The sequence below is a fragment of the Amycolatopsis sp. cg9 genome (assembly GCF_041346945.1).
In the GTDB taxonomy this organism is placed as follows: Bacteria; Actinomycetota; Actinomycetes; order Mycobacteriales; family Pseudonocardiaceae; genus Amycolatopsis.
Genome location: NZ_CP166850.1, coordinates 7,008,289 through 7,026,347, shown reverse-complemented (window position 1 = coordinate 7,026,347; position 18,059 = coordinate 7,008,289). Strand labels below are relative to the sequence as shown.

At 74.1% G+C, this 18,059-nt stretch carries 15 protein-coding genes; 3 read left to right on the top strand and 12 right to left on the bottom strand.

The window, feature by feature from the left end; genetic code table 11:
• The first annotated feature begins 16 nt into the window (after positions 1–16).
• Complete coding sequence (locus AB5J73_RS32765) at positions 17–418, top strand: HPP family protein (protein WP_370962589.1); 402 nt, start codon at positions 17–19, stop codon at positions 416–418.
• Positions 419–421: 3 nt separating this feature from the next.
• Here AB5J73_RS32765 and AB5J73_RS32760 read toward each other — a convergent pair whose 3' ends face one another.
• Entirely contained in the window at positions 422–1,408 is a 987-nt protein-coding gene (locus AB5J73_RS32760) for a hypothetical protein (RefSeq protein ID WP_370962588.1), read from the bottom strand.
• Positions 1,409–1,581: 173 nt separating this feature from the next.
• On the opposite strand from AB5J73_RS32760, the gene AB5J73_RS32755 reads away from it, so the two are divergent.
• A complete protein-coding gene (locus AB5J73_RS32755; protein WP_370962587.1) occupies positions 1,582–2,094 on the top strand; it encodes a DinB family protein in 513 nt (170 codons plus the stop codon).
• A gap of 4 nt (positions 2,095–2,098) precedes the next feature.
• Here the strand turns inward: AB5J73_RS32755 and AB5J73_RS32750 are convergent, their stop codons facing one another.
• The 5 genes from AB5J73_RS32750 to AB5J73_RS32730 are packed head-to-tail and all read right to left on the bottom strand — an operon-like array spanning position 2,099 to position 9,262.
• Positions 2,099–3,532: an MBL fold metallo-hydrolase gene (locus tag AB5J73_RS32750; RefSeq protein ID WP_370962586.1), complete on the bottom strand. Its 1,434-nt coding sequence runs from the start codon at positions 3,530–3,532 to the stop codon at positions 2,099–2,101.
• Between the two features lie 18 nt (positions 3,533–3,550).
• Positions 3,551–5,140 (bottom strand): ABC transporter permease, encoded by a 1,590-nt coding sequence (locus AB5J73_RS32745; protein WP_370962585.1) that lies wholly within the window; start codon positions 5,138–5,140, stop codon positions 3,551–3,553.
• A complete protein-coding gene (locus AB5J73_RS32740) occupies positions 5,137–6,045 on the bottom strand; it encodes an ATP-binding cassette domain-containing protein (RefSeq protein ID WP_370962584.1) in 909 nt (302 codons plus the stop codon). The genes AB5J73_RS32745 and AB5J73_RS32740 overlap by 4 nt, the downstream gene beginning before the upstream one ends.
• Positions 6,042–8,285: a phosphoenolpyruvate synthase gene (gene ppsA / locus AB5J73_RS32735; protein WP_370962583.1), complete on the bottom strand. Its 2,244-nt coding sequence runs from the start codon at positions 8,283–8,285 to the stop codon at positions 6,042–6,044. The genes AB5J73_RS32740 and ppsA overlap by 4 nt, the downstream gene beginning before the upstream one ends.
• Positions 8,282–9,262, bottom strand: a complete 981-nt coding sequence (locus tag AB5J73_RS32730; protein WP_370962582.1) for a nitroreductase — start codon at positions 9,260–9,262, stop codon at positions 8,282–8,284. The genes ppsA and AB5J73_RS32730 overlap by 4 nt, the downstream gene beginning before the upstream one ends.
• 172 nt (positions 9,263–9,434) lie before the next feature.
• Here AB5J73_RS32730 and AB5J73_RS32725 point away from each other — a divergent pair, with 172 nt between their 5' ends.
• Positions 9,435–9,899 carry a universal stress protein gene (locus AB5J73_RS32725; RefSeq protein WP_370962581.1) on the top strand — a complete coding sequence of 155 codons (465 nt, stop codon included), beginning with the start codon at positions 9,435–9,437 and terminating at the stop codon, positions 9,897–9,899.
• Positions 9,900–10,604: 705 nt separating this feature from the next.
• Here the strand turns inward: AB5J73_RS32725 and AB5J73_RS32720 are convergent.
• The 6 genes from AB5J73_RS32720 to AB5J73_RS32695 form a co-directional block, all read right to left on the bottom strand.
• Positions 10,605–13,277 carry a cation-translocating P-type ATPase gene (locus tag AB5J73_RS32720; protein ID WP_370962580.1) on the bottom strand — a complete coding sequence of 891 codons (2,673 nt, stop codon included), beginning with the start codon at positions 13,275–13,277 and terminating at the stop codon, positions 10,605–10,607.
• 354 nt (positions 13,278–13,631) lie between these two features.
• On the bottom strand, positions 13,632–14,015 hold the full coding sequence (locus tag AB5J73_RS32715) for a hypothetical protein (RefSeq protein ID WP_370962579.1): 384 nt from the start codon (positions 14,013–14,015) through the stop codon (positions 13,632–13,634).
• Positions 14,016–14,105: 90 nt separating this feature from the next.
• Positions 14,106–14,513, bottom strand: coding sequence for an Hsp20/alpha crystallin family protein (locus AB5J73_RS32710; protein WP_370962578.1), 408 nt, complete (start codon positions 14,511–14,513; stop codon positions 14,106–14,108).
• A gap of 165 nt (positions 14,514–14,678) precedes the next feature.
• Positions 14,679–16,364 (bottom strand): GAF domain-containing protein, encoded by a 1,686-nt coding sequence (locus AB5J73_RS32705; protein ID WP_370962577.1) that lies wholly within the window; start codon positions 16,362–16,364, stop codon positions 14,679–14,681.
• Between the two features lie 77 nt (positions 16,365–16,441).
• The gene (locus AB5J73_RS32700) at positions 16,442–17,047 is read right to left on the bottom strand and encodes a hypothetical protein (RefSeq protein ID WP_370962576.1); all 606 of its coding nucleotides are present in this window, start codon (positions 17,045–17,047) and stop codon (positions 16,442–16,444) included.
• Positions 17,044–18,057 (bottom strand): anion permease, encoded by a 1,014-nt coding sequence (locus AB5J73_RS32695; protein ID WP_370962575.1) that lies wholly within the window; start codon positions 18,055–18,057, stop codon positions 17,044–17,046. The genes AB5J73_RS32700 and AB5J73_RS32695 overlap by 4 nt, the downstream gene beginning before the upstream one ends.
• Positions 18,058–18,059: the final 2 nt, after the last annotated feature.

The following is an 18,059-nucleotide window of genomic DNA, read 5'->3' as shown; positions in this document are numbered from 1 at the left end:
GAAGGGGAGCACCGCCATGCGCGCCCGCGACATCATGACCACCCCGACGTTCGCGTTGACACCGTCCGCGACGCTCGCCGAAGCCGCCGAGGTGATGACCTCGCACGGGTTCACCACGATGCCGGTCGTCGGCTCCGGCGGGCAGCTGCTCGGCCTGCTGTCCGAGGCGGACATCCTGCGGGCGCCGGTCCCGTCCGGCGATCCCGATACGGGCGTGATGCTCGACGGCGGGCCGAGCACCGCCGGCTCGGTGATGCGCACGCACGGCCTGGCCGTGCCGGCCGACACCGACGTGCGGGAACTGGCCAGGCTGATGACCGACGCCGAGGTGCGCTCGGCGCCGGTCGTCGAGGGCGGGCACGTCGTCGGCATGGTGACCTTCCGGGACGTCCTGCGCGCGACGGCCGGGCGTCCCTGAGCGTCAGCTCGCCGGCACGTCCGGCCCGGTGCGCTGGGTCAGGACGTCCTCGACCGGCCGGCGGGCCGTGAGCCGGGTCGGCGAGCCGTAGCCGATGCGCAGCAGGGTGTGCGGCTGGCCGAGCCCGGTGAAGATGTGGTCGAGCGACTCCCGCGTCCGCGGGGTTTCGAACGGCTGGGACAGGAACGACGTCGCCAGGCCTTCGGCGGTCGCGGTGAGCAGCACCCGCTGCATCGCCATCCCGGCCCGGACCTCCGCGTGCGGTCCCCGATCCCGGGTCAGCACCACCCCGAGCAGCGGTTCCTGTTCGTATTCGCGCGGGGGCAGGTCCTCGTTCTCGTGCGACGCGCGCAACGTCACGATCCCCGGGCCGTAGGGGGGCGGGCCGGACGCGATCCGCGGCACGCCGTCGGGGCTGTCGGGCTCCCGGTGGGTCCAGAACGCCGCTTCGGCCCGGAAGGCCACGTCGTCCGCCTGCTGCGCCTCGGCCTGCCGGACCAGCGACGCCACCGTGCTGTACCGGCCGGAGACGTTGAGGTACTCGATCTGCCCGCCCTCGTGCAGGGCCGCGGACTTCAGCGCGGTCCGCGCCGCGGCCGGCACCTCCCTGTCCAGCATCGGACGGCGGTTGGTGTGCCGCCGGAACACGGCGTCGGCGAGCTTGCGCTCGAGCGCGGTGGCCTTCTGGTTGCCGTCGAGCCGGATGACCGCGACGAGGTCGGGCTCGGCCGGGTCCGGCAGCATCCGCACGATCGCGGCGAGCCCGTTGGCCCGCAGGCAGATGACGAGGTTGAACGCCGCCGCTCCGCACGCGAGCCGGGCTTCGCGCCCGTGGGGGTCGGCGATGCCCAGGACGCGGTCGCGGTCCAGCCACACCTCGATCACCTCGTGCTCGACGACGAACCGCCAGGGCTGGGTGTTGTGCGGCGATGGCGCGCGCACGGCCGAAGCGAGGGCCTGGTCGAACACGGTGGGCAGTGGTCGGGTCATCGCGGGCTCCGGGTGGCTCGGGAACGAACGCACCCAGCATCACCGGCGGCGGCGCTCCCCCACGACGGTCACGCGTCACGACCCGGAGGGACCAAAGACCCCCGGGCCCGTCGCTGAGGCCGGTTTCAGCCGGCCGGTGGGATGCTCGACCGGCGCGAGCGGAGGGCCGAACCATGGACCGGCGAGCAGTGCACGAACAGTGGGAGCGCGACCGCGCCACCCTCCACGAGCTGGTGGCCGCCGCGACGCCCGCCGAGCTGCGCCGCCGGTCGGCGGGAACCCGGTGGACCAACCGGCAGCTGCTCTTCCACCTCGTGTTCGGCTACCAGATCGTGCGTGCGCTGCTGGTGCTCGTCCGCCTCTTCGGCCGGCTGCCCGACCCCGTCAGCCGCCGGTTCGCCGCCGCGCTGAACGCGGCCACTCCCCCCTTCCACGTGATCAACTACCTCGGTTCGTGCGGTGGCGGCCTGATCGGGCCCCGGCGCGCGGCCGCCTGGCTCGACCACATCATCGCGTCGCTGCACCGCAGCCTGGACCGCGCCACCGAAGCCGACCTCGCGCGCGGGATGCACTACCCGACCCGGTGGGACCCCTTCTTCCGGCCGACCATGACGATGGCCGACGTCTATCGCTACCCGAGCCGGCACTTCGCCTTCCACCGGCAGCAGCTCACCCTGGACCGGTAGCCGCTCAGCACAGCACGCGTTCCCCGTCCTCCGGGACCACCGCGCACCAGCCGGCCTCCGCGTGCAGCGCCTTCGCCAGCGCGCGCGAAGCCCCGGGCTCGCCCTCGACCACGAACGCCGTCTCCGGACGGGGTGCCGCGGTCGCCCACGCCAGCACCTCCGCCGGCCCCGCGAACTCGCCGGTGCTCCCCAGCGCGGTCACCTCGGCCCGGACCGGCACGTACCGGCCGTGGATCTTGAGCTGGCGGGCCCCGCCCGCGAGCTGGGCCGCCCGGGTTCCCGGCACCGGCCGGCCCAGCAGGACGACCCCGGCGCGCGGGTCCGGCAGCAGCTCGGCCAGGTGCCGCAGCACGCGGCCGGAGTCCGCCGTCGCCAGGCCCGCGACGATGATCGACGGCCGGTCGGGAGCCTGCTCGACCAGCCCGGCGGGAACGCCGGCGCGTCCGCCGCGGTGCAGCTCGTGCCAGTGTTCGCGCTCGGCGCGCCGGTGGACTTCGACGGCCGAGAGACCGGCGGGGCTGTCCAGCACCACCGGCAGCTTCGGGAGCTCGCCCGCGGCCGTCAGCTCGTCCAGCATCGTCAGCAGCCCTTCGCCGCCGACCGCGGACGCCGGCACGAGGACGTTGCCCCCGCGTCGCACCGCGCGGTGCACCGCCGCGGCGAACCGGCCGGCCAGGTGGCCATCGCCGGGCGGGGACGGCGCGGCCAGCACCAGGGCGTCGGACCGCGGCCGCGGATCCGGCGGGCGCAGCGTGGTGTGCTCCGCCGCGCCGAGCGGGCCGGCGAAGACCACCGACCGGCCGCCGGCCCGGATCCGCACCCACGCGGCCCCGAGCCGCCCGCCGGCCCGGCCGAACTCGAACTCCGCGCCGTCGAGCTTCCGCAGGGTGCCGTACTCGACCGGCTGCACGAGGGCGACCGCCCGGGCGACGTCTTCCGCGCGGAACGGCGGCACGGCAGGCCCGGGCCCGGCCCAGCCACCGGCCTCGGCGGCGAGCGCGTCTTCGGTGAACTGCTTCGCGGCCTCGGACAACGCGACCGGGAGCAGCGCGGCGGTTCCCGGCGTCGCGAACACCGGGCCGTGCCAGCCCTCGGCGACCAGCTGCGGCAGGAACCCCGCGTGCCCGAGGTCGGCGCTCGGCAGGAGCACCGCGCCGACCGTGTGCAGTGCGTCCGGACCGGGCGAGAAGTTGCGCCGCCACAACGCGTCCGGACCGGCGAACAGCCCGCAGCCGACCAGGACGCGGGTGCCGGTCAGCTCGAGGAGGTGGCGGGCGCCGGTGGGCCCGCCGAGGAAGGTCAGCGCGGGGTCGAGGTGCGACGCCGGCCGGTGACCGGTCACGTGCAGCCGCCCCGGCCACGGGCTGGTGCGGTAGCGCACGGACGCCCGGCGGGCGGCGCTGAGCGCGGCGGCACGGGATCCTCGGGCATCGGACATCGTTTCTTCCCTTCCACCTCAGCCGGCGACGTCACGCTGCCGGAACCCCGCCACGCCCGCCACGACCAGCACCGCGCCCAGCGCGGTGAGCCAGAGCAGCGGGGCGGCCTGGACGGTCGCGCCCGGCAGCTTCGGCGAGTGGGTGAACGGCGACAGGTCCAGCACCCACTGGTCCAGCTTCAGCAGCACGCCGAACTCGCCGAGCAGCAGGAACGCCGTCAGCGCGGCCCAGGCGACCGCGACCGCCCGCGCGAGCAGGCCGAACAATGCCGCCGAGAGCCCGGCCAGCACCCACACCGCGGGCAGCTGGGCCAGCCCCGCGCCGACGAGCCGGGCGACCTCGGTGCCGGGCGTGCCGAGCCGGACCCCGTACGCCAGCCCGGCCGTGAGCCCCAAGGACGTCAGCAGCACCACCGGCGCGCCCGCGGCGAGCAGCAGGTACCCCGCCAGCAGGCGGCGGCGGTCGAGCGCGGTGGCCAGCAGCGGTTCGACGCGCAGCGCCCGCTCCTCGGCCCGCAGGCGGACCAGGACGGTGATCGCGTACGCCGAGGTGATCACCGCCGCCATCGAGAACTCGGCGGCGAGGAACGCGTTCTCCATCGCCTGTTCGCCGCCGAGCGCGGCGATCAACGCCCGGGCGCCCGCGCTGTCGAGCATCTTCCCGACGTTGCCCGCGAGGCCGCCCAGTACCAGTCCCATCAGGACGTACCCGGCCCACCAGGCGCCCAGGTTGGCCCGGTTGAGGCGCCACACCAGGCCCCAGGCGCCGGTCAGGGCGCGGCCGGCGTGCACCGGGCCCGCCCGGTCCGGCAGCAGCCCGGCGTCGATGTCGCGGAGGCGGGCCAGCGCGACCGCGACGGCGACCAGCGCGCCGGTGGCGAGCAGCGGGAGGACCAGGACCCACCAGACGTCGCCGGCGAAGGGCCGGACCTGCTGGGCCCACCCGATCGGCGAGCCCCAGGACAGCGGGCGCGGACCGGCGGAGTCACCCACCGCGCGCAGGAAGTACGCGGCGAGCAGGGCGACGACGGCGAGCCCCGACGCCGCTCGGGCGCTCTTGGTCAGCTGGGCGGTGAGCGCGGCGAGCCCGCCGAAGACGAGCCCGGCGCCCGCCCAGGCGAGGCCGAACGCCAGCGATCCGGCCACCGGCAGTCCCGCCGCCGCGAGTCCCAGCCCGCTGAAGAGGCCGAGGACCAGGCTCGACACCGACGTCACGACGACTCCCGCCGCCAAGCCGGCGAAGCGGCCGACGACGGCGGAGCCCAGCAGCTCGCGCCGCCCGGCCTCCTCCTCGGCCCGGGTGTGCCGGACCGCGGTGAAGATCATCAGCAGCGCGATCAGGGCCGCACCGAACGCGGTCAGTTTGAACACCGACGTGGCGCCCAGCGTCGGTTCGTACACCGGTCCGTAGAGCGCGACCAGGGCCGGGACCGAGTTGATGCTGTCGGCCGCGGCCCGCTGGTCTCCGGTGGCCGGGTAGACCGCCGCGGTCGCCGCGGCCGAGGACGCCGCCACGGCGGTGAACACCGCGGTCCACACCGGCAGCCGGACCCGGTCCCGGCGCGCCGCCAGCCGGACCAGCGCACCGGTGCCGGTGAGCGAGCTCATGCCGGCACCGCCGTCCGGCCGGGTTCGGTGCGGTAGTGGCGCAGGAACAGCTCTTCCAGGGTCGGCGGGGTGCTGGTCAGGCTCCGCACCCCGCACTGGCTCAGCAGGCCGAGCACGGTCGCCAGCTCGGCGTTGTCGACCGTCAGCCGGACGCGGTCGCCGTCGGTGGCGCAGTCGTGCACCCCCGGCAGCTGCGCGAGGCCGTCCAGCGCGCCGGACAGCCGCGCGGTGATGGTGGTCCGGCTCAGGTGGCGCAGCTCGTCGAGGCTGCCGGAGTCGACCAGTCGGCCGGCGCGGATGATGCTGACCCGGTCGCAGAGGGCCTCCGCCTCGGACAGGATGTGGCTGGACAGCAGGATCGTCCGGCCCCGCTCGCGTTCCTCGCGGACGCACTCGCGGAAGATCTGCTCCATCAACGGGTCGAGCCCGCTGGTGGGCTCGTCGAGCAGCAGCAGTTCGACGTCGGACGCGAGAGCGGCGACGACCGCCACCTTCTGCCGGTTGCCCTTCGAGTAGGCCCGCCCCTTCGTGCGCGGGTCCAGTTCGAACAGTTCGAGGTACCGCTCGCGGCGCTTCGGGTCCAGGCCGCCGCGAAGCCGGCCGAGCAGGTCGATGACCTCGCCGCCGGTGAGGTTCGGCCACAGCGACACTTCGCCGGGCACGTACGCCAGCCGCCGGTGCAGCGGCACCGCGTCCCGCCACGGGTCGCCGCCCAGCAGGCGCACCTCGCCGCCGTCGGCCCGCAGGAGGCCGAGCAGCAGGCGCAGCGTCGTGGTCTTGCCGGCGCCGTTCGGGCCGAGGAAGCCGTGCACCTCCCCGGTCTCCACGGTCAGGTCGAGCCCGTCGAGCGCCCGGGTGTGCCCGAAGGACTTCCGGAGCCCCCGGATCTCGATCGCCGCACTCATCGCGTGCTCTCCAGGAGGATCCGGCGCTCGGCCGAGGCGATGGCCGCGCGGGACGGGCCGAGGACGTCGGGGTTGACCGAGATCGACGTGATCCCGAAGCGCACCAGGTGCTCGGCGAAGCCGGGTTTGGTCGAGGGAGCCTGGCCGCACAGCGACGACGTGATGTTCCGGTGCCGGGCGATGCGGACGATCTTCTCGATCGCGTCGAGCACGGCCGGGTCGGCTTCGTCGAACAGCTCCGCGCACTGCGCCGAGTCGCGGTCGACGCCCAGCACCAGCTGGGTGAGGTCGTTGCTGCCGATGGAGACGCCGTCGATGCCCATCCCGGCGTACTCGGGCAGCCAGTGCACGACCGAGGGGACCTCGGCCATGATCCACCGGTGCAGCCCGCGCTGCCGGCCGAGCGGGCTGGCGTCGACCAGCTCCAGGCACTCCTCGAGCTCCCACTTGGTGCGGACGAACGGGATCATCAGGTGCAGGTTCGGCGTCTGCTCGCGCACCCGGGCCAGGGTTTCCAGTTCGAGGGCGAACAGGTCGCGCTCGCGGACGTAGCGGTAGCAGCCGCGGTAGCCGATCATCGGGTTGCTCTCGACCGGCTCGAACTCCTCGCCGCCGGCCAGGCCGCGGAACTCGTTGGTGCGCAGGTCGGTCGCGCGGTAGACGACCGGGCGGGTGCCGAACGGCCGCGTGATCTCGAGCAGCGACGCCGTCATCTTGTCCACGAAGGACCGCTCTTCGCCCTTGGCGAGCAGGTCGCGCGGGTGCCGGCCGTCGAGGGCCTCGGTGAGCAGGAACTCCGCGCGCAGCAGGCCGACGCCGTCGACCGCCTGGGCGGCGACCTCTTCGGCGTGGTCGGGCATGGCGAGGTTGACGTACAGCTTGGTGCCGATGGCTTCCGGGGCCACCGGCGCGACGACGGCTTCGGCGCGGGCGGGCGCCTTCTTCGACGCCCCGGCCCGGACCTCGCCCTTGGTGCCGTCGACGGTGACCAGGGTGCGGTCGGCCAGGACGCGGGTCGCGTCCCCGGTGCCGACGACGCACGGCACGCCCAGCTCGCGGGCGACCACGGCGGCGTGGCAGGTCATCCCGCCGCCGTCGGTGACCACGGCGGCGGCCCGGCGCATCGCCGGCACCCAGTCCGGGTTGGTCATCGGCGCGACGAGGACCTCGCCGTCCCGCAGGTGCTTCGCCTCGACCGGGTCGTGCAGCACGCGGACCGCGCCGCTGCCCTCGCCCGGCGACGCCGCGAGCCCGGTGACGAGGGCTTCGGCCGTCACCGCCGTGAGCGGCGGCAGCGTGGTGATCGGGCGCGACTGGACCAGGAAGATCTCGTCGTCGGCGATCGCGAACTCGATGTCCTGCGGCACGGCGTAGTGCTCCTCGACCCGCGAGGCCATCCGCGCCAGCTCCAGCACCAGGGTGTCGCTCAGGACGCGGCGGCCGCCCGCGGGCTCGGGCAGCTCGATCGTGACGTCGCCGCCGCCCGCCTCGGCCACGATCTTGTGGGTCTGCCTGCCGACCCGGACCGAGTGGATGAGCAGTTCCTTCTTGCCCACGACGTAGGTGTCCGGCTCGACGGCCCCGCTGACGATCGCCTCGCCCTGGCCGAACACGGCTTCGACGACCACGCGGTCGCGGTCGCCGGTGCGCGGGTCGGCGGTGAAGATGACGCCGGAGCGCTCGGACTGGATCATGCGCTGGACGACGACCGCGATGGCCGGCTCGCCGGTGAACCCGCGGCTGGCGCGGTAGCTGACCACGCGCGGGCTGAACAGCGACGTCCAGCAGTCGATGACCCGCTCCGCCACCGCGTTGTCGCCCCAGATGTTGGTGTAGGTGGCGTTCATCCCGGCGAAGGAGGCTTCGGCGCCGTCCTCCCCCGTGGCCGACGACCGGATCGCGACCGGCGTCGAAGCACCCATGCCCTCGTAGGCGGCGGCGATCTCGTCGCGCAGTTCACCGGTGAGCCCGGCGAGGCGGACGAGGTCGCGCATCCGGTCGCACGCGTCGGCCAGCGCCGTCGTGTCGTCCACGTTGGCCACCGCCTTGGCGTGCAGATCGGCCAGTTCGGCGCGGACACCCGCGTGCTCGAGGGCGGCCCAGTAGCCGTCGCGGGAGATCACGAAGCCGCCCGGCACGGAGAAACCGGCGGAGATCAGCTCGCCGAGGTTGGCTCCCTTGCCGCCGACGGTCTCGTCGTCGGAGAGCCGGATCTCGGCCAGGTCGCGTACGTACGTCATCGGAGTCCTCCTGAGGGTCCGTCGGGGAACAGTTCGCCGAGCGGCAGCCGCGGCGAGGGTGCGGCCGGGACCGCGGGGTAGCCGAACCGGAAGATCGCCTGCGGCACGCCCGGCAGGGCCAGCTCCGAAACGAGCCGGGCCCGGAAGCCGGTCAGGTGCAACGGCTGCGTGATGATCGACCCGACCAGTGCTTTCGCCGTCGCCGTCAGCCAGACGCGCTGCAGGGCCGCGCCGGCGGCCAGGTGCTCGGCCCGCGTGTCGCCGTCGGTGCAGACGACCAGGAGGTTCTCCACGGCCAGCCGTTCGGCCAGCACGGCGTCGTCGGGCACCGGGGTATCGGGGCGCACCAAGCCCGCCACCGGCAGAGCTTCGGAGCTGAGCGCTTCTTCGGGGACGCCGTCCCCGGTCACCGTCGTGTGCGCGGTCCACATCGCCAATTCGCGCTGGTAGCCGCGGTCCTCACGGAGCACGCGCGTGGCGAAGCCGAGCAGCTCGGCCAGTTTTTCCAGGTGCGCGGGGGCCGCCACGTGCACGCCGGTCGCCTCCCCGGCCGCGACCAGCGCGGCGTGGACGCCCTGCGGCACCCGGCCGTGGTGGAACGCGCGCCGGTGACTGCGGCGGCGGCCGATGGCCTGGAACAGCGTGTAGTCCCGGGGGGAGGCCGCTTTCGGACGGCCGATCGTCACCGCGGCGACGACGTCTTCGCCGTCCCGCCGGTCGACGTGGCAGTCCCGGCCGAGCGCGCGGACCGCGAGTTCGAGGTTCGTGAGCGCGGCGCCGCAGGACAGCAGCCGGTCGCGGCCGAACGGGTCGTGGCGGCGCAGTTCGACGGTCCGGCGCTGGAGCAGGTCCACCTCGGTCCCGCGGACGTGCAGCTGCCACGGCTGGCTGTTGTGCACCGAAGGCGCGCGGCTCACCGCGCGGGCGAGCACGCCGATCTGCTCGCGGGTCAGGGCTGCCGGTGCTGCGGCGGTCATCGCGGTCACTCCTCATCGCGGAGACCGGACGCTCCGCTCCGGCCATGGTCGCCGGGCCCCCGGGACGGCACCGGAGCACAAAGTCCCCTGCTCCGGCGGAATTCGGCCCCTACCGGCACCGGTGCGGACGGCGCACGATCGCGGTGACACTGAAGAGAAAGCGAGACCTGCCATGACTTCCCCGAAACCGCGCACGGGCCGCATCATCGTCGTCGGGACGGACGGCACCCCCCGCGGCGACGCGGCCTTGAGGTGGGCGCTCGAGGTGGGCGCGCACGCGGGGGACGTCGTCCGCGCGATCCTCGTCCGGCCGCGGGACACGCTGCTGCCGGGCACGTCCTTCGCGATCCAGCCGCACGGCCGCGTGCCGGAAGCCGGCTACTCGCTGGACGACCACCTCGCCGGCCTCGCCGCCGGCAGCGCGGCCGAGATCGAGACCCGCACGGTCCACGGCGACCCGGCGACCGAGCTGGTGACCGCCTCGGCCGACGCGGACCTGCTGGTACTGGGCACCCACCGCGGCGGCGCGGTGGCCGACCTGGTGCTGGGCAGCGTCGGACGCGAGTGCGTCCGCTTCTCCCGCTGCCCGGTGGTGGTCATCACCCCCGAGGCGGCCCGCCACCTCGCCCCGGCCTGAGACCGCGTTCTGTCGCCGGGGTTCCTCAAGCTGCAGGGATCCCGGCGTTGTCGTGGTAGTCCCAGCCGTCGTGCGGCAGATCGTATTCTGCGCCTTGGTGCCATCGAGTCGTATCGCCGCAGACGTGCCAGTAGAGGTTCGCGAGATCGGGCCGCCAGAGTGTGAGACCCGTTCCGCCGACCCGCCCGTACTTGTCCCGCGACAAGATCAGCGAGCTGAAGCTGAGGGACGCGGTCGGACGGCGCCATCAGAATCGGCAGCACGATCTGCGTCGGCGCGGTGAACTTGGTTCCCTGGTTCTTGCGGGGAAGCGTCTCCGCGAGCCAAGCGTGTTGTTCGGCGGAGTTACCGCCCGGCTCGTCCGGGATGAAGACTCCTCGCCCCGGCGGATACTGGTTCTTCAGGAAGTCGGACACCTTGTCGTAGAGAAATCCCAGGATTGTGGCACGTACCCGGGGCACTCCCCATTCGACGCGGCCCCGGGCCCACACGACGGAAACCGACTTCACCCCGGCCTCGACCGCCGCTTCGATCGTCCTGCGCTGCAGCTCGGCGCGCACCTTTTTGCCTTCCGCGGGTTCGTCGGGAAAGAGCACCGCACCCAAACCGACCAGGTGCCCCAGGCCTGGTCTGCTTGGATTCAGTTGTTCGGAGTCGTCTGCTCGAAGCCGGCAGTTTGCACCAACCAAATGCGCGGGCCGCTGATCAGCGACGGCGGGTGACCCAGCGGAACAGCTCGTCGGCTCCCCACACCAGGACCGGCATCGGCAGCATCAGCGCGATCACCCACGCCGGCAACGCCGCGGTGCCGAACAGCGTCTGCAGCGGTGGCAGGTAGATCAGCGCCGCCGCGAAGACGATCTCGAACGCGATGCCGCCCAGCAGCAGGCGGTTGGTCGTGAGGCCGATCTCCCGCAGCGAGACCCGCTCCGTGCGGGACGCGAACGCCGTGCCGATCTGGCAGAACACGATCGCCGCGAAGCTGGCCGTCGTCGCCTGGAGGTACGCGTGGTGCAGCGGGGCTCCGGCCGAGACGTCCGCGCCCGGGTGCCAGCCCGCCGCGTACAGCACCGCGAAGTACGCGCCCAGCACCAGGATCCCCGACAGCAGGCCCATGATCCCCCACGCCCGCAGCAGCATCCGGCCGGTGACCACGCCCTCCGAGCGGCGCCGCGGGCGGCGGGACATCAGGCCCGGCTCCGCGGGTTCGCGGCCGAGGGCCAGCGCGGGCAGCGTTTCCGTGCCCAGGTCGATCGCCAGGATCTGCAGCACCGTCAGCGGCAGCGGGATCATCCCGCCGGACACCGCGAACAGCAGGAACGGCAGCACCTCCGGCACCGCGTGCGCGAAGATGTAGAGCACGAACTTGCGGACGTTGTCGAAGACCCGCCGCCCCTCCCGCACGCCCGCGACGATGGTCGCGAAGTTGTCGTCCGTGAGCACCACCGTCGCCGCTTCCTTCGCGACGTCCGTGCCGCCGACGCCCATCGCCACGCCGATGTCCGCGCGGCGCAGCGCGGGTGCGTCGTTGACGCCGTCGCCGGTCATCGCCACGACTTCGCCGCAGTCGCGCAGCGCGTCGGCGATGCGCAGCTTGTCTTCCGGTGCCGCGCGGGAGAACACGATCTCACCGTCGGCCTTGAGCGCTTCGTCGAGCGCCGGTTCCGGCATCCGGGAGAGCTCGTCGCCGCTGATCACGCGGTCCGCGCCGATCCCGACTCGGCGGGCGATCTCCGCCGCCGTCAAGCCGTTGTCGCCGGTCACGACGTGGACGGTGATCCCCGCCGAATGGCAGTCCGCGACCGCGGCGGCGACCTCGGGGCGCGGCGGGTCGACGAGCCCCACCAGACCCAGCAGGCACAGGTCCGACTCGGCTTCGTCGCGGCTGCCGGGCACCGCGGGCACGCCGCGGCGGGCGACGGCCAGCACGCGCAGGGCCCGGCCCGCCATCTCGTCGACGCGTCCGATGATCCGCTCCCGCAGCGCGCCCGTCAGCGGCACCTCCGCGCCGGACGCGTCGAGGGCCGACGCGCACCGCGGCACCACCTGTTCGGGCGCGCCCTTGGTGGCCACGAAGAGCGAACCGGCGATGGAATCCACAGTGGACATCCGCTTGAGCCGGGGGTCGAACGAGTACAGGGTCTGCCGCGCGGTCTCGCGGGCCGCCGGGTCGAGCGCGGTCCCGTGGGCGGCCGCGTAGCCCAGCAGGGCCAGCTCCGTCGGATCGCCGTTCTCCGCGGCGAGGTCGGCGGTGCTGCAGCGCGCGAGGGACGCGGCCAGCGCACCGGCGTCCGGCAGCGGCGCGCCCAGGCCGTCCCGGACCTCTTCGACGTGCATCGCGTTGCGGGTCAGGGTGCCGGTCTTGTCGGTGCAGATCACCGTCGTGGAGCCGAGCGTTTCGACCGCGGACAGCCGTTTGACGAGCGCGCCTTCCTTGGCCATCGACCGGACCCCGGCGGCCAGCGCGAGGGTGATCGTCGGCAGCAGCCCCTCGGGGACGTTCGCGACGAGCAGGCCGATCGCGAACGCGAAGGCCGCCGACCACGACAGCCCGGCCAGCCAGCCCAGCGGCAGGAACCCGATGCCGACCACGACCGCGACGCCGGCGATCAGCCACGCGACGCGCCGCACCTGCCGCTCCAGCGGGCTCTCCTCGCGCCCGACCCGCGCCGAGAGCGACGCGATCCGGCCGATCTCGGTGTGCCGTCCCGTGGCGTGCACGACCGCGTGCGCGGCGCCGGCGACGCACACCGTGCCGCTGAACACGAGCACCGGCGACTCCAGCGGCCGGGTCGCGTCGTCGTGGACGTCGGCCATCCGCGTCACCGGCGCCGACTCCCCCGTCAGCATCGACGCGTCGACGTCGAGGGTGCCTTCGACGAGCCGGGCGTCGGCCGGGACGCGGTCGCCCTCGGCGAGCACCAGCACGTCCCCGGGCACGACCTCGGTCGCGGGCACGTGCCAGACGGTGCCGTCGCGCAGCACCGCCGCGCGGTCGGGCAGGTAGCGGCCGAGCGCTTCGACGGCCTTTTCCGCCTGCTGCTCCTGGACGAACGCCAGCAGGCCGTTGAGCAGGATGACACCGACGATCGCGAGCGCGAGGTTCGTCGTCCCGGCGAACCAGGCGAGCCCGGCGGCGACCCACAGCAGCAGGGCCAGCGGGTGGATCAGCTGCCGCAGCAGCGCCAGCGGCCACTTCGCGCCGTGCTGGGCGGGCAGCGCGTTCGGGCCGCTCGCCTGGAGGCGCCGGGCGGCTTCGCGCGCGGTCAGCCCGGTGACGGCGGTGCGCAGGTCCCGCAGCAGGCGGGCGACCGGCTCGCGCGCGTCGACCTCGGGCGCCGGGCCGGCGACGGCTTTCGCCCTCAGGTGCATGGTCATCGTCAGGGGTTCCTTCGCTTCGGGGTGGCGAGGCCGGCCAGGAGCCCGCCTCGCGGAACGCCGGGCGGGAGCGGCTCCGCGGCGAGGCGGGCCGAGCGCGGTGCGGTACCGGCGGATACGGGGTGGCGCCGGAGGTGGTGATCGGCACCGGCGGGCACCCGGCGCCGAGGAACGAGAGGGCCGCCCCGCACCCGAAGCGGGCCGTCCGCCCGGCCGGGGCAGGCAGTTCGATCGGCCCGGGCAGGCGGCTCGGTCGGCCCCGGGCATGCGGCTCGGTCGGCCGGACTTCCGCGACGCCCAGGGCCGGGCCGCACCAACGCGCCGGCGGGCGGGCCCGCCGGGACCCGGGCGCGGTCATCCGCCGAGGTGCCTCGAGGCGGCCCGGCACGTGGCCAGCAGGCCGTCGACGTCGATCACCGTGACCCGGTTCTCCAGCCCGTCCGGGATCTCCGCCCGGACGGCCGGGTCCGGGGAGACCAGCGCGACGGGCACGTGGTCGCGGACCGCGCACACGACGCCGTACTCGCGGGCGGTCAGCTCGGGCCCCTGGCCACGGACGTCGACCACCAGGTCGGGCTGGGCGAACGGCTCGTCGAGCGGGCAGCGGCCGCCGGGGGCGAGGGCCCGGCAGAGGCCCGCCCGGCTGTGGCACCGGCTGACCTGGCAGCCGGCGTCGCGCAGGGGCTGGACCAGGAAGTCGGCGTCCCCGAAGGAAGATTCGGTCAGCAGGACGTGCATGGCTTCACCTCTTCCGGAGGTTTGCGGGGACGGCGTGGGCGCGTGCGGGTGGGCGCGGCCGGCCCAGAGGCCGCGCCCACCGGAGGTCACCTAGTTCTTCGTGACCTGGATCTTGACGTGCTTGTCACGCGGGTGCTCCGAAACCGGCATCGAGATCTCGAGGATGCCGTCGGCGTACGCCGCCTTCACCTTTGCCGGGTCGGCCCCGGCCGGCAGGCTGACCGTGCGGCTGAAGGTGCCGTAGTAGAACTCGCTGCGGCCCTCCGTGCTCTCCTTCGCCTCCCGCTCGGCGGTGATGGTGAGCAGACCGTTGTGGGTGGTCACGGAGATGTGCTTGTCCGGGTCGAAACCGGGCAGCTCCGCGCGGACGAGGTACTTGCCGTCCTCTGTGGACTCCTCGATCCGCACCGGGTTGTGCTCGGCGAACGGCCACGGGTTCTCCAGCCACGCCGCGATGCTCGGCAACGCCAGGCGTGAACCCGGCACCAAGGCAGTCATCGGTGTTTCTCCTTCCTCGCGGCGACGGGCGCCGCACCACAAGGAGACCTCGGGTACCGGCTTCCGCGACGCGGCCGGACTACCCGAACCGCGAGGACCTTCGTCACCGAAGACCCGCCCGGGGGCCGAGAACACCGACGGGCACGACCACCCGGGCGCGCGGTCTCAGGACAGCGGCACCCACCACGTCAGCTCGTGCGCACGCACTTCCGAAACCCCGCCGCGGCGGGCCGCCAGCTCGACGAGCCTGGTCAGCTCCGGCGTGCCGGCGAACGGGCCGCCGTCGTGGGCGAGGACCACGCTCAGCCGGTCCGCACCCGCACGCACCGAGACCTCGACCGCCCCGGCCCCGGTGTGTCCGGCGATCAGCCGCAAGCCCTCGCGCAGCGCCGTGACCAGCTCGTCCGCCAGTTCCGCCGGCTCGATCGCGTCGAGTTTGCCGGAGAACTCCGTCGACGCGGTGAGCCCCAGCTCGGCGCCGGCCTCCGCCAGCACGTCCAGCACCCGGTCGCGCACCGTCACCGTGGACCGGGGCAGCACGTCGTCCAGCTGGAAGACCGTGTCGCGGATCCGGGCGATCACCCGGTCGAGGTCGGCGATCGCCGACCGGACCCGACGGGCGACGGCTTCCGAGCGGGCCGCGCCGGCGGCCGTCTGCAGGGACAGACCGATCGCGTACAGCCGTTGGACCACGTCGCTGTGCAGCTCCGCGGCGATCCGGTCGCGCTCGTCGTAGAGCTCGTTGAGCTGCTGCTCGGCGCGGGCGTCGGCCAGTTCGATGGCCACCGACGCCTGGCCGGCGAACCCCGCCGCCATCTCGAGGTCGTCGGTCGTGAAGGCCGGCCTGCCGATCTTCCTGGCCGCGGTCAGCACGCCGTTCACCTGTCCGGCACCGGTCAGCGGGACCACCAGCACGGCGTCGAGGTCCGTCCGGAGCGGGGCCGGCGCGTCCGGCAGAGTCCCCCGGTCGACCCACGACCCCACCACCGGCGCGCCCGTCGAGAAGACCTGGCCGGACAGCGTCCCGTCGACGTCGAGCGTGCTTCCGACCAGCTCGTCGGCGGCCACGCCGACCGCGACTTCGATGCGTAGCCGCTCGGCCACGGGGCGCACCACGGTGACGAGGTCGGCGCCCGCGAGGTCGAGCGTGTGCTCGGCGATCAGCTCCAGCGGCCGCCCGGACCCCGGCGCGAGCAGCTCCCGCATGATCGCCGCGGACGCCCTCAGCCACTCCTGCTGCTTGCGCGCGGTCTCGTAGAGCCGCGCGTTGTCGATGGCCTGCCCCGCGGTCGCGGCCAGAGCGAGCGCCAGCTGCTCGTCCTCCGCGCTGAACTCGCCGTCGCGGCACTCGGTGAGGTAGAGGTTGCCGAACACGACCCCGCGGACGCGGATCGGCACGCCGAGGAAGCTGCCCATCGGCGGGTGCTCGTCGGGGAACCCGGAGGAGCGCGGGTCGTCGCCGATGTTCGCCAGCCGGATCGGGCGCGGATCCTCGACCACGGCCCCGAGCAGCCCCTTCCCTTCGGGGAGCCGCCCGACCCGCGCCACGGTCTCGTCGTCCATGCCGACGTGGACGAACTCGGCGAGCTGACCGTCCGGCCCGATCACCCCGAGCGCCGCGTACCGCGCGCCGAGGAGCTCACGGCCCGCCTCGACGATCCGGCGCAGCAGGGTGGGCAGGTCGAGGTCGCCGGTCACCATCTGGCTGGCGTGCAACAGGCCGCGCAACCGGCCCTGGGTGCCCATCACCTCCTGGGCGCGTTCGACGAGCTGGCCCAGCAACTGGTCCAGCTCCATGCGCGGCAGGTCCGGGAAGGTCAGCCGATCCTGCTCCCCGTTCGTCCAGCTCACGCACACCAGTCTCCCGCTCCGGATCGGGGGGTCAAGCCGTCAAGCGCGTGGACTTCGTGACTTGCTCATCGCCGAGCTCAGGAGATTTTGCAGACGGCGTACCAGGTTCGGCGCCCCAATCGCTGCACAGCCGATGCAAGGTGCTCCGCCCGGCGGTACAGCTCGCGCAGCCGCACCTCACGCCGCACATCGGGTTCCGTTTCCAGCCCGGCGATCGCCCGCCGGTAGGCGTGCTCCGCGGTCTCCAAAGAGGACACCGCCGTGTCGGCGCGGCCGGCGGCATCGTTGTGCGGCAGGAGGTCCAGCGCGTCGTGCAGCATGTCGAACGCGGTCACCGAGGTCAGCACCATCGCCTTCAGGTGGTCGTCCGGCGGGGTGCGGGACAGATCCGACTCGCGGACCAGCATGTACGCCGCCTCCGCGATCTCGCCGAGCCGCTCGGCCAGCTCGAAGACGTCCTCGGCCTCGATCGGGGTGCTGAACGCCGCCCGCACCGCGACGAGCACCTCGCGGCGTTCCGACGACTGGACCAGCAGCGGGGTGTGCAGCTCGCCGCCCACCGGCTCGCCCCGGGCCCAGCCCGCCAGTGCGGTCAGCACTTCGGCGACCGTGTCGGCCTGGTCCCGGAGGCGCCCGAGGACGTCCGGGTTGTGCGGCAGGAACCAGGTCTTCGGCAACTTCACGTCAACCACCTCCACAGCGGGAGCGCGGCGGCCCCGAGCACGGCACACGCCGGCAGGGTGACCAGCCACGCGGAACAGATCTCGCCGACGACCGCCCACCGCACGTGGCGGGTGTGCCGGCTGGCGCCCGCCCCCACCACCGACGCGGAGACGACGTGGGTCGTGCTGACCGGGGCGCCGGCGGCGGCCGCGGTGAGGATCACCGCGGCCGAGCTGCCCTGGCTCGCCAGGCCGTCGACGGGACGCATCCGGTAGATGCCGCGGCCGACGGTCTTCACCACCCGCCAGCCGCCGGACGCGGTGCCGAGCGTCAGGGCCGCCGCCGCGGCGAGCTTCACCCACAGCGGGACGGCGAAGGTGCCCAGGTGCCCGGTGGCCACCAGCAGCAGGGTGATGACCCCCATCGACTTCTGCGCGTCGTTGGCGCCGTGGCTGAACGCCAGCGCCCCGGCGCTCACCCATTCGGCGCGCCGGATCGCGACGTCCACCCGGCGGCGGGCGCGGCGCAGGGCCCGGCGGGCGAGGCGGTCGGCGGCCGCGCCCAGCCCCGCGCCGAGCACCGGGGACAGGGCGAGGCCCACCAGCACGCCGAGCACCCCGGCGACGTGGAAGCCGTCGACGCCGCCCCACCGGATCCCGGACGGCCCGGTCGAGACGAAGCACGCTCCGACCAGGCCGCCGACCAGCGCGTGCGACGAGCTGGACGGCAGCCCGCGCCACCAGGTGAGCAGGTTCCAGGTGATGCCCGCGGTGACGGCCGCACCGACCGCGGGCAGGACCTCCGCCGCGGGCAGCCGGACGACGCCGCCGACCGTGTCGGCGACGGTGGTGCCGGCCAGCAGCGGACCCGCGACGTGGCACACCGCAGCCAGCAGCAGCGCCGCGCCCGGGGTGGCGGCGCGCGTCGCGACCAGCGCGGCCACCGAGTTCGCCGAGTCGTGGAACCCGTTGGTGAAGTCGAAGACCAGGGTGATCGTGACCGCCACGGCCAGCGCGACCGCGGCGGTCACGA

Bases quoted from the DNA above. Each gene is read 5' to 3' on its own strand.
- AB5J73_RS32725 (WP_370962581.1), top strand. From the start codon at position 9,435: ATGACTTCCCCGAAACCGCGCACGGGCCGCATCATCGTCGTCGGGACG.
- ppsA (WP_370962583.1), bottom strand. From the start codon at position 8,285: ATGACGTACGTACGCGACCTGGCCGAGATCCGGCTCTCCGACGACGAG.
- AB5J73_RS32755 (WP_370962587.1), top strand. From the start codon at position 1,582: ATGGACCGGCGAGCAGTGCACGAACAGTGGGAGCGCGACCGCGCCACC.
- AB5J73_RS32765 (WP_370962589.1), top strand. From the start codon at position 17: ATGCGCGCCCGCGACATCATGACCACCCCGACGTTCGCGTTGACACCG.
- AB5J73_RS32750 (WP_370962586.1), bottom strand. From the start codon at position 3,532: ATGTCCGATGCCCGAGGATCCCGTGCCGCCGCGCTCAGCGCCGCCCGC.
- AB5J73_RS32710 (WP_370962578.1), bottom strand. From the start codon at position 14,513: ATGACTGCCTTGGTGCCGGGTTCACGCCTGGCGTTGCCGAGCATCGCG.
- AB5J73_RS32740 (WP_370962584.1), bottom strand. From the start codon at position 6,045: ATGAGTGCGGCGATCGAGATCCGGGGGCTCCGGAAGTCCTTCGGGCAC.
- AB5J73_RS32715 (WP_370962579.1), bottom strand. From the start codon at position 14,015: ATGCACGTCCTGCTGACCGAATCTTCCTTCGGGGACGCCGACTTCCTG.
- AB5J73_RS32745 (WP_370962585.1), bottom strand. From the start codon at position 5,140: ATGAGCTCGCTCACCGGCACCGGTGCGCTGGTCCGGCTGGCGGCGCGC.
- AB5J73_RS32730 (WP_370962582.1), bottom strand. From the start codon at position 9,262: ATGACCGCCGCAGCACCGGCAGCCCTGACCCGCGAGCAGATCGGCGTG.
- AB5J73_RS32720 (WP_370962580.1), bottom strand. From the start codon at position 13,277: ATGACCATGCACCTGAGGGCGAAAGCCGTCGCCGGCCCGGCGCCCGAG.
- AB5J73_RS32760 (WP_370962588.1), bottom strand. From the start codon at position 1,408: ATGACCCGACCACTGCCCACCGTGTTCGACCAGGCCCTCGCTTCGGCC.